This window comes from Arthrobacter sp. FW306-1B-G06A (genome assembly GCF_058781765.1).
Genome location: NZ_JBYSXB010000003.1, coordinates 1 through 15334 on the forward strand (window position 1 = coordinate 1; position 15334 = coordinate 15334).

A 15334-nucleotide genomic window follows, 5' to 3' on the forward strand; every position below is an offset into this window, starting at 1 on the left:
GATCGACGGCGAGGGGGGTGAGGATCGGGAAGACCTTCTCGCCGAACATGATGCTCAAACGGTGCTGGGCCTCGTCGTCGAGTTCGTCCCAGCGCATGAGGTGGATGTGCTCATAGGCCAGAGCGGGGCGGATCTGCTCGGCGAATACGCGCGCGTGGCGTTCCTGCAGCTTCCGGGCGGCATCGCCGATCTGCTCCAGGACTTCGATGGGGCTCAGTCCGGCGGGGGAGGGCACCGCGAGTCCCGTGGCGATGCGGCGCTTCAAGCCGGCAACGCGCACCATGAAGAATTCATCCAGGTTCGAGGCGAAGATGGAAAGGAAATTGACCCGCTCCAGGAGGAAGAGGTCCGGATCCTCCGCGAGCTCAAGAACGCGGGAGTTGAAGGCGAGCCAGCTTAGCTCGCGGTCCAGGAAGCGGTCCGGGCTGATGTCGCCTTCCGGCTCGAGGGAGGGCGCAAATTCAGGAATGTCGATGCGGTCCTGGGTTGCCCGCGCAGCCGGGACTTCGGAAGACCCGAAGCGGGGAGGCAAGGTTGCGCCCTTGACCTCGGTTTTGGTGGTTCCGACCGGGTCCGGGTTCATCGGGCTCTCCTTCGTTCAGCGCGGGGTTTGATTCAACCCTACAAGGATTCCACGTACCGGAATCCTAGATGTCCTAGCCTTTCAGATACGCCTTCGTTCCGGGTTACTTCCCGGTTAACGGCGCATACATGACATCGACGTCCCAACGAACGAAGCCCAGTTTCTGGTAAAGGGCGACGGCCGCCGCATTGTCGGCGTCCACGTACAACATGACCGAGTGCAGTTCGTGGCTCTGGAGATACCTGATGCCAGCGACAGTGAGCGCTTTGCCAAGCCCCAGGCCTTGGGCCGCGGGTGTCACACCCACGACGTAGACCTCCCCGATGGCCGGATGGGGTCCTTGCCGGGGGTGCACCTTCGTCCAATGGAATCCGAGCAGTTCCCCGGCCGGGTTCACGGCGAGCAGGAAACCTGCGGGATCGAACCAATCCTCGGCCATTCGGGCGTCCAGGTCGGCCCTGGTCAGGGAGCCCTGCTCGGGATGGTGGGCAAATGCCGCCCTGTTGGCGGCCAGCCAGGCGGACTCATCCTGACCCGGCACGAAGGCGCGCAGCGAGACTCCCTCAGGCAGGCCGGCGTCGGGCAGTTCCGCGGTTGAGGACATAAGGCGCATCTTCCACAGTTCGCGCGCCGGACCGTAGCCGTAGCGGGCCGCAAGCTCCGCGGCGGCCTCGTGATTCCCGTGGGACCACGCGTTCAGCCCCTCGAGCCCGCGGCTGTCCCGGAGCGAGTCCAGCAACCGGCCCGCGGCACCCTGGTTGCGGTAGCTCGGGTGCACTGCCATTTCCAGGACTCCGGTCCCGTCGTCCGCTTCAACCACGACGGCGATTCCCGCCAGGTCCTGGCCGCTTGCGGGATCGGACTGCTCGTCCGGGGCGTACAGGGCCAGGGCGAGCACAGAGTGGTCGCCGGCATCGGCCCCGCGCAGCATGACCAGGGTCTGTTCTGACAGCGGGGGATTGCCGTCCGACTCCTCGGCGGCTGCGGCGAGCGCCTTGATGTCTTTCAACAACTCGTTGTCCGAGGCGCCTTTGACGACAAGGACGGGCCAGTTCTCCGGGTGCGCAGGGCTCATGCTGCAAGGCTATACGTCTCCGGCCGGTTTGGCGGGATGGATTTTGCAGGCACTGTGTTGGCCGTGTAAGGTCTATATCTCGTCCGGCTTCGCGAAGCAGGATACGAGGGGGATCCACCAGTGGGGTGGCCTCGATACGTTCGACCCGTATGTCCTCCACTCAAGCAAAAGAAGGCCCGGACTCAGTGAGTCCGGGCCTTCTTTGTGTTTCGAAGCTTGGGGTTCGGAAGCCTAGGCCTCCGTGAGCTCATCTTCCGGCAAGCGGACCAACGTCAGCCTGTAGCCAACGTTGCGGACCGTGCTGATGAGGTTCTCGTGGTCCACGCCGAGCTTGGCCCGCAGGCGCCGGACGTGGACGTCCACGGTGCGGGTGCCTCCGTAGTAGTCGTAGCCCCATACTTCGGTGAGAAGCTGCTGACGCGTGAATACCCTGCCCGGGTGCTGGGCGAGATACTTCAGGAGTTCGAACTCCTTGAAGGTCAGGTTGAGCGGCTGCCCGTTCACGCGGGCCGTGTAGCTTGCCTCGTCGATCACGACGCCGGCCGCCCGGATTTCGGTGTTGGTTTCCTCTTCGCCGGGGATTGCGCGGGCCACGGCCAGGCGGATCCGGGCTTCGACTTCGGCCGGGCCGGCCGAGTCGAGGACGATGTCATCAACGGACCATGCGGAAGAGACGGCAGCCATGCCGCCTTCCGTGAGGATCAGGATAAGGGGGGCGCTCAAGCCCGTGGCTTTGAGCAACTGGGTCAGGGAGCGGGCCCCCACGAGGTCCTTGCGGGCATCAAGGAAGACGACGTCGGTGGGGTCGGTTTCGAGCAAGGCCGTTGGCTCTGCCGGAAGGATGTGGACCCGGTGGTTCAAGAGCTCCAAGGCGGGCAGGATGTCTACCGACGACCCGGTGCTGTTCGTCAGGAGCAGGATGTGCGACATAGTTCCTCCAATGGGCGGTCCGCGCATCATCGGGCGTCTGAACCGGGTTTCCACCGGCCGGTAGCTGCTTATGGGGCGTGGTTCCGTTGTAACGGAAGCGTTGCAACAAGAAGCGCTGTTGACAACCGAGTATACCCAAAGGCCCCTGCAACGTCAGGGATTCGTGTCACCTTCAGCCCATGTTTGCGACATATTTGTGCCGTATAAGGCAGGATTGGCAGGAGGTTGCTCGCGGCTTGGAACGAAATGGGCCCATCGAGGATCCCATGAAGGCGCGGCGAGGTGAGGGACACAGTGAGGTCAGGGGCGCAGTGAAGTCTTGGAGCATCGGAGTGGTCGGCCTCGTGGCGCTCGCGGTTTTCGTCGCCAGCTCTTACGGCCCCACGGAAGGGTTGGTCGCCGTCGGAATCCTGGCGTCGGCCGCGGTTGGCATCGGCTGGCCCCACTTTCTAGCCGTCCCGGCGAAGAAAACGCTCGCCACGGTGATCGGCCTGAGCGGCGCGGGTTCAGCCTTGGCTGCCGGCTTCGTGCCAGCCCCCGGATTTCTCGATGCAACTCCGGCCTTCATCGCCGCAGGCGTGATTGCGGTGTTCGTCGTGCAGTTGATCCGCGGAACCGGTCAGGCCCAACGGCTCGAGTCCACTCTGGGCAGCTGCGCCGGTGTGCTGCTGAGCTGCCTTGGCGCTGGCTGGATTGCGGGGGCGAGGTTCAATGGGATCAAGGAAATGGTGTTGGTCGCTGCCCTCAGCGCCGCGGTCGCCCTCCTCGCCGGCTTGTTGCGATGGCCGGACCGGGTCGTGGCGCCCTTGGGCATCGTGGCCGCAGGGTTGGTGGCTCCGCTGGCAGGCCTGGTGTTCTCCAACATCGCGATCGTGGCTGCCATCGTGGTGGGCGTCGTCATCGGCTCAGTCCTGGTCAGTTTCCGTCGGATGGTGACGCTTCGGCTCGGCCGCCTGAACTTCCCGGCTGTCCTTGGAATGGGCGTCGCCCCCGTTTGGGCGGTTGGCGCCTTGTGCTACTTCATCGACAAACTACTCATCTACTAACAGTTAGGATGGCATCATGTCCGTACTTGCATTTGAAATCTTCTTCCTTGTCCTCCTCGGCCTGGCCAGCCTCTCGATGGCGTGGTTCGCTGGTTTTGTCGTTTACCGTCTCTTCAAAGGCCAGAAGTAGAGCTCCCATCGCTTTTGATCAACCCGTACCTTCCGGTCCACTGAGGTAATTGCTGTGCCCATTGAAATTCCTTCCGACCTGACAGCCGAACTGGTACCCCTTTCCTGGCTCATTGGTGAGTGGGAAGGCCGGGGACGGCTTGGAAGCGGTGAAGAAGACTCGGATCACTTCATCCAGCACGTCTCCTTCACGCACCACGGCCTGCCCTACCTGGAGTATCGGGCGGAAAGCTGGCTCAGCGACGAGGACGGCACCAAATTGCGGCCCCTCACCGTGGAGACAGGCTTTTGGGCGCTGGAGCGGAAAATGCTCGACGCCGACGGCGGGCCCGGCTTGATTCCCGCGGAAATCGTCCCGGTATTGAAAACTGCCGATGACGTCGAAGCCCACCGGAACGCCGACGGCGGGTTCGACATCACTGTGACGATTGTCCATCCCGGTGGCATCAGCGAGCTGTACTACGGTCAAATCAAGGGGCCGCAGATCCAGATGAGCACCGATATGGTGATGCGCGGCGGCCACTCCAAGGAATACACTGCGGCCACACGCATCTTCGGCCTCGTGGATGGCAATCTGTTGTGGCGCTGGGATGTGTCCACTCCGGGCAAGTCGCTCGAGGCCCACGCCTCGGCTTTCCTGAACAAGCTCTCCTAGGGTGCTTGTTACATAGCTTCAAGGTCTCACCGAAGAGGTCTCACTGAACGTCCCGTTTCGCAGTTCGAACCAAAGGGGAGCAGCAAGTGAACGAAGCAACTAAACCTGCCAGCTATGACGATCTCAAGGCGGTCTTTTTCAACGGGACGCTCAAGCCATCGCCGCAAGTGAGCAATACCGACGGACTGATTGCCATCAGCCGGCGCATCATGGAAAAGCAGGGCGTCAGTACCCAGGTGATCCGGACCGTGGATCACGACATTGCCGCCGGAGTGTATCCGGACATGCGCGAGCACGGCTGGGCCACGGATGAATGGCCGGAGTTGTATCCGGCGGTGCTGGAGGCCGACATCGTGGTGGTGGCCGGTCCTATCTGGCTTGGCGATAACTCCTCCCAGACCAAGAAGCTCATCGAGCGGCTCTACGCCCATTCGGGCCAACTCAACAGCAAAGGCCAGTGGGCCTACTATCCAAAAGTCGGCGGCTGCCTGATCACCGGCAACGAGGACGGCATCAAGCACTGCGCCATGAACGTCCTGTACAGCCTCCAGCACGTCGGCTTCACCATTCCGCCCCAGGCCGATGCCGGCTGGATCGGCGCCGTCGGCCCCGGGCCCAGCTACCTCGACGAAGGGTCCGGTGGTCCTGAGAGCGACTTCACCAACCGGAACACCACCTTCATGACCTGGAACCTGCTCCACTACGCCCGGATGCTCAAGGACGTAGGCGGCATTCCTGCCTACGGGAACCTCCCGGACGAATGGAAAGCCGGTACGCGCTTCGATTTTGAAAACCCGGAATACCGCTGAGCCCCAAGGACTTCTACTACATATGACTTACACGAGCCCCCTATTGTCGCGCCCCGGAGCTGTAGAAGGCGGCGGCGAGGACTCCGGCGTCGCGGCCCACTACGGCGAGCCCCTGCGGGAGCAGCGCGCACTCGCCGCAGGCACCGCCGTCGTCGATCTTTCCTACCGGGGCGTTGTCACGGTCACCGGACCGGATCGCCTGAGCTGGCTCAACACGCTTTCCTCGCAGCAACTGACCAACCTCCAGCCGCGCGTCTCAAGCGAACTGTTGCTCCTCACCATTCAGGGACGCATTGAGTTCGACGCCCGCGTGGTGGACGACGGCGAGACCACCTGGCTGTTGGTCGAAGCCACCGAGGCTGCCCCGCTGGCCGAGTGGCTCAACAAAATGCGGTTCATGTTGCGCGTCGAGGTGGCTGACGTGTCGGCCGAGTGGGCCGTCGTCGGCGCAACCAAGGCCGTTGACGCGTGGTCGGACAGGCTTGTCTGGGAGGACCCGTGGCCGCACATCGGCGTCGGCGGCTATTCGTACAGCGTGGTGGAGGAAAACTCCCACCCCGGCCTTGAGAGGCCCTGGTTCGAGTACCTCATTCCGGCAGACGAGCTTGAAGCGGCCGTTGAGGGCATGGCCCTCGCTGGCTCGTTGGCCGCGGAAGCCCTCCGCATTGCCGCCTGGCGTCCCCGGCTCGGCGCGGAGACGGATGAGAAGACCATCCCGCACGAGCTCGATCTCCTCCGGACCTCGGTCCACTTGTCCAAGGGCTGCTACAAGGGCCAGGAAACCATTGCCCGTGTCCACAACCTCGGACACCCGCCCCGGCGGCTCGTTTTCCTGCAATTGGACGGCTCGCAGCACACCCTTCCAGCGCCGGGCAGCGTTGTATTTGCCGGAGAGCGCAAGGTGGGTACGCTGACATCTGTGGCCCAGCACTTCGAAATGGGGGCAGTAGGACTGGCCCTGATCAAGCGGTCTGTGGACCCGCACGAGGTGCTGACCGTGCTGGACGGTGAGGAGCCTTATCCGGCCGCCCAGGAAGTAATCGTTGCGCCCGATGCCGGACAGGTGGTGGGGCGTCAGACCGGATTCCTGAAGGGACCCCATCGATGAGCGAAACGACGGGCGCTGAAGCCCAAGCGACGGGTGCCGATGACGAGGCCATTGCTTTGGCGCACACCTTGTTCGATGCCGCCAGGGAAGGCAACTCGGAGCTCCTGCGGAGCTACCTCAACGCCGGTGCTCCGACTGGAATGCGCACTGCCGCAGGCGACTCTCTCCTGATGCTGGCCGCCTACCACGGCCACGCGGAAACCGTTCAGCTTCTGCTGTACCACGGTGCCGATGCGAACGGGGCAAACGACCGTGGCCAGACTCCGCTGGCCGGCGCGGTTTTCAAGGGCTACACGGAGGTGGCCCGGGTTCTGATTGACGCCGGCGCAGATCCCGACGCCGGTGCGCCCACAGCGCGCGAGGCCGCCCGGATGTTTGCCCGCGCGGAGATTCTCGAACTGCTCGGATAGGCCAAGGGGGCCGTCGGGCTGAGCCCGTGCCTGGCGGCGCGGCCGCGGCGGCTGCCTTGCGGCCAAGTATTCCATGTGGAATAGTTGTTGTGGAATAGTTCGTACGGAGGATGGGGAAATGGCACGAGCCGCACTGACTCCACTTGGTGTCGCCGCATTGGCCCTCCTCGTGGAGGCGCCGATGCATCCATACGAGATGTACCAGCTCCTGATGGCCCGTCACGAGGACCGCTTGGTCAAGGTCCGGCCGGGCACGCTCTACCACGCCGTCGGCCGCCTGGAAGAGGCGGGTTTCGTCGAGTCCATGGGCATTGACCGCGCCGGCAACCGGCCCGAACGGACCACCTACCGAATCACGGGAACCGGCAGGGAGGCGCTGACCGGGCGCCTCCAGAACATGCTGGCGGAACCCGTGAACGAATACCCGAGCTTCCCCCACGCGATCGCCGAGGCACACAACCTGCCGTCCGGCGTCGTCCTCGAACTCCTGGACCGCCGCGTGGCGAACCTGGAAGACCAACTCGACTTCCTGGTCCGCGGTGAAGAAGCTGTCGCCGCAAAAGGCGTCGAGACCAAGTTCCGGATCGACGTCAAGTACCAACAAACCATGCTGCGGACGGAAATCGACTGGATACGCAGCTTCCAAAACGATCTCCGCAGCGGGCAGTTGCCGTGGTAACCGCCCAGCCAACGCACCAACGTGCAAGATATTCAGCACAGTCAAAGGAAACCCATGGAAAACGTAGCTAAACCGTGGCCCGCACTGTGGTCCCTCGTGGTCGGGTTCTTCATGATCCTGATCGACACCACCATTGTCTCCGTGGCGAACCCACGGATCATGGAGGGCCTGCATACCGACATTAACGCCGTCATCTGGGTGACGAGCGCCTACCTCCTCGCCTACGCCGTGCCGTTGCTGATCACCGGACGGCTCGGTGACCGCTTCGGGCCCAAGAACCTCTACCTGATCGGCCTCGTGGTCTTCACGCTCGCTTCGCTGTGGTGCGGCCTCTCGGGCGACATCGGCATGCTGATCGCGGCCCGGGTGGTCCAGGGCATCGGCGCAGCCATGATGACGCCCCAGACCATGGCCGTCATCACCAGGATCTTCCCGCCGGACCGCCGCGGCGCGGCCATGGGCCTCTGGGGAGCGACGGCTGGCATGGCCATCCTCGTCGGTCCGATCCTCGGTGGCGTGTTGGTTGACGGCCTCGGCTGGCAGTGGATCTTCTTCGTCAACGTTCCCATCGGCGTCGTTGCCTTCGTCCTCGTGACCCGGCTGGTACCGAAGCTGACCACGCACAGCCACAAGTTCGACGTCGTGGGTGTTTTGCTGTCCGCGGCCGGCATGTTCCTGCTGGTGTTCGGCATCCAGGAAGGCCAAAGCTACAAGTGGGGCACTGTCACCGGGCCCATTACGGTCTGGGGACTGATCATCACGGGGCTCGTTGTCCTTGCCGGGTTCGTCTTCTGGCAGTGGCTGCTGGAGCGCCGCGGCGGCGAGCCCTTGCTGCCGCTGGGCCTGTTCAAGGACCGCAACTTCTCCTTGGGTAACACCACCATCATGGCGGTGGGCTTCACCATCACAGCGTTCCCGCTTCCCACCATTTTCTACTACCAGGTAGTCCGTGGGTTGACCCCCACTCAGTCCGCGTTGCTCATGATCCCCATGGCCGTGATCTCCGGCGCCCTGGCACCTTTCGTCGGCAAGTTGATCGACCGGATCAATCCGCGCTGGTTCGCGGCCTTCGGGCTCCTCTGCCTGTCCGGTGCCCTGTTCTGGACCGGGACGCTGCTGAAGCCGGACACTCCCATCTGGATGTTCCTGCTGCCCAGCGCCCTCCAGGGCGTGGCCAATGGTTTCATTTGGGGCCCGGTCTCCAACGCCACAACCCGCAACCTGCCGCCGCGCTCGGCCGGCGCCGGTTCCGGCGTCTTCAATACGACGCGCCAGATCGGTGCGGTCCTGGGATCGGCCGCGATTGCTGCCCTCATCCAGTCCCGGCTCGCGGCCGAGCTGCCCGCGGCCCCGCCAGGCGCTGCCCCGGCAGGCGAAGGGGGATTCACCGGCAAGTTGCCGGAATTCCTGCATGACGGCTTCTCGACGGCGATGAGCCAGTCGGTCCTGCTGCCGGCCTTCGCGATCCTGCTGGGCGCAGTAGCGGCGTTGTTGTTCGGCAAGCCCAAAGCCGTCCAGGGCTGGGGTTCCCCGGCGGCGGCCCCGTCCGAGGCCAAGCCTCAAACTGTTTCGCAAGACGGCTAGCCCGCGCGAACTGGCTGACGATGCCCTCAAAATGGGGGCATCGTCTGCCAACTCGCGGTTAGCGGAGCAGGACGGAGGTCTGGATGCCCCCGTCGACGAATCCCAGCTTTCGGGCCAAGGCCATGGAGCCCCGGTTGTCCAGCGCTGTTCGCCATTGCAGCGTCAGGCCGGAGGCGAGTGCCTCGTGGGCGGCGATCGAGGCAGCCAGGGTTCCAAGTCCTTGCCGGCGCAAATCCGGCGGCACCAGGACGCCCATGTCCGCGAGGATCCCCTGCCACTCCGCATAGGCGCCGCAGGCCACCGGTTTGCGGTCCGGTTCGTTGCCGTCCATCACGGTGAAATGGTGGTCCATCCTTGAGAGATGGACTTCATTGACGTCGTCCGGAGGGCACCTGCCCTCCAGCTCGATCGCCTCCGGGTGGCCGTGCGAGACGGTGACTTCGCCGCCCGGCTGGAAGAGGGGAAGGTCGTCGGCGAACAGCAGCGCCGACGTCCCGAGCCCGTGGCCGCCGTGTTCGCGGCTGATCCGCAACAGTGCGGAATGCTCGCTCAGTTGATCGTCCGAGAGCTCGACGGCGGCACCCACCGCCCATGCCGGAGCAACCAATGCGGAGCGGCCAAAGAGCCTCACGAAGGTGATGGATTCGGCGTCTTCGTCTTCCCTGACCAGCCGCTCCCCGGTGCGGGCAGCAGGTGAGCCGGAGACGAAACTGAAGGCCTCGTCGTCGAACCCTAAGTGCCGGGCCCAGGCCAGCAGCACAATTTCCGCCGATCCCGCATCAAGTTCCATGACATCGAGTCTATGCAGTCCCGGAAAAGGAAAGGAGCAGGCAGGGCACCCGGTGGTACCTGCCTGCTCCTTGAAGAATCTGCTCTTGTGAAGAACCGGCTCAGCCGAACAGCACCGCAGCTTCGTCATAGCGGTTCTGCGGGACGGTCTTGAGCTTGCCCAAAGCGGCTTCGAAGCCCACGTGCTCGATGTCCGTGCCCTTGAGGGCCACCATGGTTCCCCAGCGGCCTTCCACGACGGAATCGATGGCCGCCATGCCCAGGCGGGTGGCCAGGACGCGGTCAAAAGCCGACGGGACGCCGCCGCGCTGGATGTGGCCGAGGATCGTGGCACGGGTTTCGATGCCGGTGCGGGCTTCGATCTCCGGCGCGAGCTGGTCGGCGATGCCACCCAGGCGGGGCCGGCCGAAGGTATCCAGGCCGCGTTCGGAGTGCGGGGCTTCCATGTGGTCCGGAACAAAACCCTCAGCGACAACAATCAGCGGCGCACGGCCACGGTCGTGGGCCTCCTGGACCCACTCGGTGATCTGCTCGATGCTGACCTTCTGCTCGGGGATCAGGATGGCGTGCGCGCCGGCGGCCATGCCCGCGTGCAGGGCGATCCAGCCCACGTGGCGGCCCATGACCTCGGCGATCATGCAGCGGTGGTGGGATTCTCCCGTGGTGCGCAGCCGGTCGATGGCCTCGGTGGCGATCTGGACGGCGGTGTCGAAGCCGAAGGTGTAGTCGGTGGCGTCGAGGTCGTTGTCCACGGTCTTGGGGACGCCCACGATCCTCAAGCCGGCGTCGGTGAGGCGCTTCGCGGCGGCCAAGGTGCCTTCGCCACCGATGGCGATGATGGCGTCGATGCCGAGGCGGTCCATGTGGGCCTTGATGACATCCGGCCCGCCGCCGTTTTCGAACGGGTTGGTGCGGGAGGTGCCAAGGATGGTTCCACCCTGTTTGGCGATACCGCGGACCATAGTCCGGGGAATGTCGATGACGTCGCCCTCCACGACGCCCCGCCAACCGTCCCGGAAACCGACGAATTCCTGGCCGTGGATGGCGATTCCCTTGAGGACGGCGCCGCGGATGACGGCATTAAGTCCGGGGCAGTCGCCACCGCTGGTAAGGATTCCAATTTTCATGAGGGCTCAAATCCTGGCTAGGAGGTATACGTGCAGAGCGCCACGCTGAGCTCACAATGATTGTAGGGGGCAATGTGGGGTAGGACACAAACCGTGACCGCCGCGGATGAGACTTTTGAAACAACCAGGAAACAGCCCGGGCGAACCCGGGCTGTGCTAGTTCCTGCCTTGCGAGCGCTGGGTGAGGAAGGATTCCAGCGCAATGGTGCCGCTTTGGTTGGGAAGCAGCAACCATGCCACCACGTAGATCACCACGGCGGGCCCGGGTAGCAGGCAGAAGATCAGGTAGCCAATGCGGACGTAGGCTACGTCCACATTCAGCTTGGCGGCGATGCCACCGCAAACCCCTCCGATCAAACGCTGCGGACCGCGCTTCAGGCCGATGCCCCGTACGATGCTGAAGAACTTGTTCATGGCTAGAGCCTTCCCTGTTGTGGCTGCTTTGTCACGTGCTGCTTGCTAGCGGTGCTCGGAATTGACGGCACCGGAGTCCGGGCTGGACCCGCGGTCTTTTCGTGAGCGGGCGGAGACCAGGCCTCCGATCACGAGTGCCGCGCCGGCTCCGATCATGAGCCCGATCAGCACATAGGTGCCGTTGAGGACCACGAGGCCGAGTTTGGAAATGATGATCAAAGCTGCGAGTGCCAGGACAATCAGCCCCCAGACCACGGTGCCTACCCTTGCCCGGGCGGTTTGAACCGGGGTTTCAGGTGCTGTTTCAAATGCCTGCGTGGGTTCGTGCGTGCTCATGTCAGTTTCCTTCCTGGACGGTGACGTTGCTCAAAGTGCCGTTGAGCCTGACGACAAGCTTGGCGCCGGGTTTGTCCGTGTTGAAGCTGTCCCGGGTACCGCCATTGCCTTGGGTGACGGCGCTACCGTCTTGCTTGAGGTTCGCGAAGGTCATGTCCGCCTGGACCTCCACCGGCACGGTCGCCGGGATGACGAGTTTGATATTGCTGGCGGTGACGTCCATCGGAACAACGACGTCGGAGCTCAGCGGCGCGCTCAGGTTCAGCTTGGTCAGGTCGACGGTCCCGTTGGCCCCGGTGATGTCGAAGCCTTTGCGGGCATCGTCGATGCTCACGGGATTCCATTGGGCATTCTGGAGACGGAAGTGGTCCGCGTTGGGCGCGATATTGAAGATGCCGCCGATCACCAGCGTGGCTATGGCCAGGAAGCCGAGTAGTCCCGACGTGCGGCCACGAAGCCCCGCAACAAGGATCCCGAGGCCGAGGACTCCGGCGCCCGTGGCCCAGACCACCGCGTTGGCGGCTTCGCCCAGGTGGATGACGTTGCCGGCGTCGAGCAGCTTGAGTGTTCCGCCGGCCAGCAGGGCAGCCCCCGCTGAGACCGCTACGATGGCCGCGCCCGGCCCCTGCCGCCTTGGACGCTCGGGGCGTTCAGGGCGGTTGGGAACGCCGGCCGGTGGGTAGGGCCCTGCGGGATTGACGGGACCCGAGGGGGTTCCCGGCCCCCCGGTTCCGTAATTACCGGTTCCGCCGGTTCCGTATGTCCCGGCGCTGTAAGTCCCGGCGCTGTAAGGACCCGCGCTGTAAGGGGCGGCCGGGTAGCCTGCCGAGGCGTGTGTGTCCGCGCCGCCAAAGGAACCTGGAGCGGCCGCGTAGTTGTGTGTGCCCATTGTCTGCCTTCCGTTGCGGGCTTTGCTGCGCTGGATCAGGAAATAGACCAGGTAGATGATGCCGCCTACCCAGAACAGCGTCCACAGGAGTCCGGGAACCCCATTCCAGCCCCATCCCCAGAAACCGCGGCCGAGGCTTGGCAATCCGATGATGGTTGTGATGAGGGCTCCGGTCATGCCTGCGGACCAGCGGCCCGCCCCGGCCTCCTGTGCATGGATGCGGCCATCGGGTTCGGGCAGGAGCGCCCAGGCGATGCCATAGAGCAGGATGCCTATGCCGGCGAAGAGGGTGAGGATGATAAAGATGCCGCGGACGATCAAAGGATCGATGCCGAAGCGGTGGGCGATGCCGCTGGCCACGCCGCCCATCCACCGGTCCCGGCCACGGCTGATGCCTTGGCTTCGGATCCAGTTGAAGAAGTTCTGCGGGGGAGCTGGCACGGCGTAATTCGGTGCCGCGCCGCTGGTGTTGCCGGCGTTCGGCTGGGCCGGTTCTTCGGGCACGCCCGTCGCGGCCGGCTGGCTGGATTCTGCAGGTTGTCCGGGCTCCGCAGCTTGTCCGGGGTCCTCTGGATTCATGCTGTTCGCGTTCATACTTCGATCTTGCCGTCCGGCGACGTCTCCCTCTATTGGGGGATACCCTGAACGTTCCCTGAGTGGCCCCCTGAGATGCCCTGCTTCGAGCGCCGAAGACCCTGATACGTGTTTGGATGGATTCATGACAACCGCCACGCAACGCCCGCCGCTGGTCCGGAGCAGCGACCGGATCATTGCCGGCGTGTGCAGCGGCCTGGCGGACCATCTTGGCTGGCCCGTGAAGTACATCCGGCTCGCCATGGTCCTTGCCTCGTTCGCCGGCGGCGCGGGCCTGGCTTTCTACGCCTGGCTCTGGGTCATGGTGCCCACCGCTGACGAAAGCGCCCGCCGAAACAGCCGCCGGCCGGCGTCGCCCATTGCTCCCGCGGTGAGCCTGCCTCCTTCGGTGAGCATTCCTCCCGACGTTGCAGCGCCCGACGGCGCGCAGCCGGTGCCGCTGTCCACCCCGGCTCCCGTCGTCGCCTCCTGGTTCAGGATTCGGCGGATCCAGTATGGGAAAGAGATCCTCCTCGGGGCCGGCCTGCTCCTGGTGGCCGCCATCCTGATCGCCCGGCAGTTCGGCGTCGAGGTCCCCCTCGGCACGCTGATCCCGGCGGCGGCCATACTCGGTGGGGCGGCGATCGCGTGGATGCAGTTGGACGAGACGCGCCGGGCCGGGCTGGTGGACAAGACGAAGGCGGACCAAGCCGGTGGCTGGGTCCGCCTTGCTGCAGGCCTGGCCCTGGTGGTTGCCGGGGTGTTGGTCATGGTGTCCGGTCCGGCTCGTGGGAGCAGACCTGGCTCGCGCTGCTGGCTTCCATCGCGGTGCTGGGCGGCGTGGCCTTGGTGCTGCTGCCGTGGGGCTTGAAGTTCTGGAAGGACCTTGAAACTGAGCGGGCAGCGCGGGTTCGCGAGACCGAGCGGGCCGAGATTGCCGCCCACTTGCACGACTCGGTACTGCAGACGCTCGCCTTGATCCAACGCCGTGCCGGTTCGGAACAGGACGTGGTCCGCCTCGCCCGTGCCCAGGAGCGTGAACTGCGCACCTGGCTGTACCGGGACGCCGCCAAGGATTCGGGGCTCCTCGCGGAGCGGATTGCCGCAGCCGCAGCCGAAGTGGAGGACGCCCACGGACATCCGGTCGACGTCGTCAGCGTCGGAGACACCGCCATGACGGACAGGCACGAAGCCCTCGTCCTGGCGGCCCGGGAGGCCATGCACAATGCTGCCCGGCATGGCGGCGGAGCCGTGTCCGTCTATCTCGAGACTTCCGACACCGGCAGCGAGGTTTTCGTCAGGGACCGCGGACCCGGCTTTGACCCGGATGCCGTCCCGGAAGACCGGCTCGGTGTCAAGGAGTCAATCGTCGGACGGATGAAACGCCACGGCGGCACTGCGGTCATCAGCAGTAGTTCCGAGGGCACCGAAGTACGCCTGAAACTGCCCGTCGAGAACGCCGACAAAGCAGAGAACCGAAACGGAGAAGCCAAAGTATGAACGCCCTATCAGAGCAAGTAACGCGGAAGGTTCGCGTGGTGATCGTGGACGATCACGCCATTTTCCGGTCCGGGCTGAAGGCCGACCTCGATTCGCGGATCGACGTCGTGGGCGAGGCCGGAACAGTGGAACAAGCCATCGCCGTGATTGCCGAGGTTCAGCCGGAGGTGGTGCTTCTTGACGTCCACTTGCCCGGCGGCCTTGGCGGTGGCGGCCGGGAGGTCATCAGTGCATCCTCGGCGTTGCGCGGGAGCACGAGCTTCCTGGCCTTGAGCGTCTCGGATGCCGCCGAGGACGTCGTGGCCGTCATTCGGGCCGGGGCACGCGGCTACGTCACCAAGACCATTTCCGGCCCGGAGATCTCCGACGCCGTGGTCCGCGTGGCCGACGGTGACGCGGTCTTCTCGCCGAGGCTGGCGGGTTTTGTCCTGGACGCGTTTGGAACTTCCCCGGCCGAGATCGCCGACGACGAGCTGGACCGTCTTTCCGCGAGGGAACTGGAAGTCATGCGTCTCATCGCCCGGGGTTACAGCTACAAGGAGGTGGCCAAGGAGCTGTTCATTTCCATCAAGACCGTGGAAACCCATGTCTCTGCGGTACTCCGCAAACTCCAGCTCTCCAGCCGCCACGAACTGACCAAGTGGGCCGCCGAACGCCGCCTCCTCTGACGCCCGCTCACCTATGGGGGCTTAAACCCA

At 64.6% G+C, this 15334-nt stretch carries 15 protein-coding genes and 2 pseudogenes; 9 read left to right on the forward strand and 8 right to left on the reverse strand.

What is annotated here, in order from left to right:
• The 3 genes and pseudogenes from AC3WJM_RS01910 to AC3WJM_RS01920 all read right to left on the reverse strand — a co-directional run.
• Nucleotides 1–583 (reverse strand): annotated as a pseudogene (locus AC3WJM_RS01910) (RNA degradosome polyphosphate kinase); the annotation flags it as partial.
• A gap of 103 nt (nt 584–686) precedes the next feature.
• On the reverse strand, nt 687–1658 hold the full coding sequence (gene mshD / locus AC3WJM_RS01915; protein WP_492259893.1) for a mycothiol synthase: 972 nt from the start codon (nt 1656–1658) through the stop codon (nt 687–689).
• Between the two features lie 231 nt (nt 1659–1889).
• Complete coding sequence (locus AC3WJM_RS01920) at nt 1890–2588, reverse strand: winged helix-turn-helix transcriptional regulator (RefSeq protein WP_059387339.1); 699 nt, start codon at nt 2586–2588, stop codon at nt 1890–1892.
• A gap of 311 nt (nt 2589–2899) precedes the next feature.
• Between AC3WJM_RS01920 and AC3WJM_RS01925 the strand changes: the two genes are divergently transcribed.
• The 7 genes from AC3WJM_RS01925 (at nt 2900) to AC3WJM_RS01955 (ending at nt 9008) form a co-directional block, all read left to right on the forward strand.
• On the forward strand, nt 2900–3634 hold the full coding sequence (locus AC3WJM_RS01925; RefSeq protein WP_059387342.1) for a hypothetical protein: 735 nt from the start codon (nt 2900–2902) through the stop codon (nt 3632–3634).
• Between the two features lie 184 nt (nt 3635–3818).
• The gene (locus AC3WJM_RS01930) at nt 3819–4418 is read left to right on the forward strand and encodes a nitrobindin family protein (protein ID WP_492271092.1); all 600 of its coding nucleotides are present in this window, start codon (nt 3819–3821) and stop codon (nt 4416–4418) included.
• Between the two features lie 86 nt (nt 4419–4504).
• Complete coding sequence (locus AC3WJM_RS01935; protein WP_059387341.1) at nt 4505–5227, forward strand: flavodoxin family protein; 723 nt, start codon at nt 4505–4507, stop codon at nt 5225–5227.
• Nucleotides 5228–5249: 22 nt separating this feature from the next.
• A complete protein-coding gene (ygfZ, locus tag AC3WJM_RS01940; RefSeq protein ID WP_492271093.1) occupies nt 5250–6335 on the forward strand; it encodes a CAF17-like 4Fe-4S cluster assembly/insertion protein YgfZ in 1086 nt (361 codons plus the stop codon).
• Nucleotides 6332–6745, forward strand: a complete 414-nt coding sequence (locus tag AC3WJM_RS01945; protein ID WP_492271094.1) for an ankyrin repeat domain-containing protein — start codon at nt 6332–6334, stop codon at nt 6743–6745. Before ygfZ ends, AC3WJM_RS01945 begins: the two co-directional genes overlap by 4 nt.
• Nucleotides 6746–6863: 118 nt before the next feature.
• Nucleotides 6864–7424, forward strand: coding sequence for a PadR family transcriptional regulator (locus tag AC3WJM_RS01950; protein WP_492271095.1), 561 nt, complete (start codon nt 6864–6866; stop codon nt 7422–7424).
• Nucleotides 7425–7478: 54 nt separating this feature from the next.
• Nucleotides 7479–9008, forward strand: a complete 1530-nt coding sequence (locus AC3WJM_RS01955) for a DHA2 family efflux MFS transporter permease subunit (protein ID WP_492271096.1) — start codon at nt 7479–7481, stop codon at nt 9006–9008.
• Nucleotides 9009–9066: 58 nt separating this feature from the next.
• On the opposite strand, the gene AC3WJM_RS01960 is transcribed toward AC3WJM_RS01955, so the two are convergent.
• The 5 genes from AC3WJM_RS01960 to AC3WJM_RS01980 form a co-directional block, all read right to left on the reverse strand.
• Nucleotides 9067–9798, reverse strand: coding sequence for a GNAT family N-acetyltransferase (locus AC3WJM_RS01960; RefSeq protein ID WP_492271097.1), 732 nt, complete (start codon nt 9796–9798; stop codon nt 9067–9069).
• A gap of 100 nt (nt 9799–9898) precedes the next feature.
• Nucleotides 9899–10924 (reverse strand): ATP-dependent 6-phosphofructokinase, encoded by a 1026-nt coding sequence (locus AC3WJM_RS01965; protein WP_078108065.1) that lies wholly within the window; start codon nt 10922–10924, stop codon nt 9899–9901.
• Between the two features lie 156 nt (nt 10925–11080).
• Nucleotides 11081–11338, reverse strand: a complete 258-nt coding sequence (locus AC3WJM_RS01970) for a PspC domain-containing protein (protein WP_059387344.1) — start codon at nt 11336–11338, stop codon at nt 11081–11083.
• Between the two features lie 45 nt (nt 11339–11383).
• On the reverse strand, nt 11384–11674 hold the full coding sequence (locus AC3WJM_RS01975; RefSeq protein WP_306958986.1) for a hypothetical protein: 291 nt from the start codon (nt 11672–11674) through the stop codon (nt 11384–11386).
• 1 nt (nt 11675) lies between these two features.
• Nucleotides 11676–13157, reverse strand: a complete 1482-nt coding sequence (locus AC3WJM_RS01980) for a PspC domain-containing protein (RefSeq protein ID WP_492271098.1) — start codon at nt 13155–13157, stop codon at nt 11676–11678.
• 124 nt (nt 13158–13281) lie between these two features.
• On the opposite strand from AC3WJM_RS01980, the pseudogene AC3WJM_RS01985 reads away from it, so the two are divergent.
• Nucleotides 13282–14636, forward strand: a pseudogene (locus AC3WJM_RS01985) (ATP-binding protein).
• Complete coding sequence (locus tag AC3WJM_RS01990; RefSeq protein WP_059387347.1) at nt 14633–15304, forward strand: LuxR C-terminal-related transcriptional regulator; 672 nt, start codon at nt 14633–14635, stop codon at nt 15302–15304. The pseudogene AC3WJM_RS01985 and the gene AC3WJM_RS01990 overlap by 4 nt, the downstream one beginning before the upstream one ends.
• Nucleotides 15305–15334 lie beyond the last annotated feature (30 nt).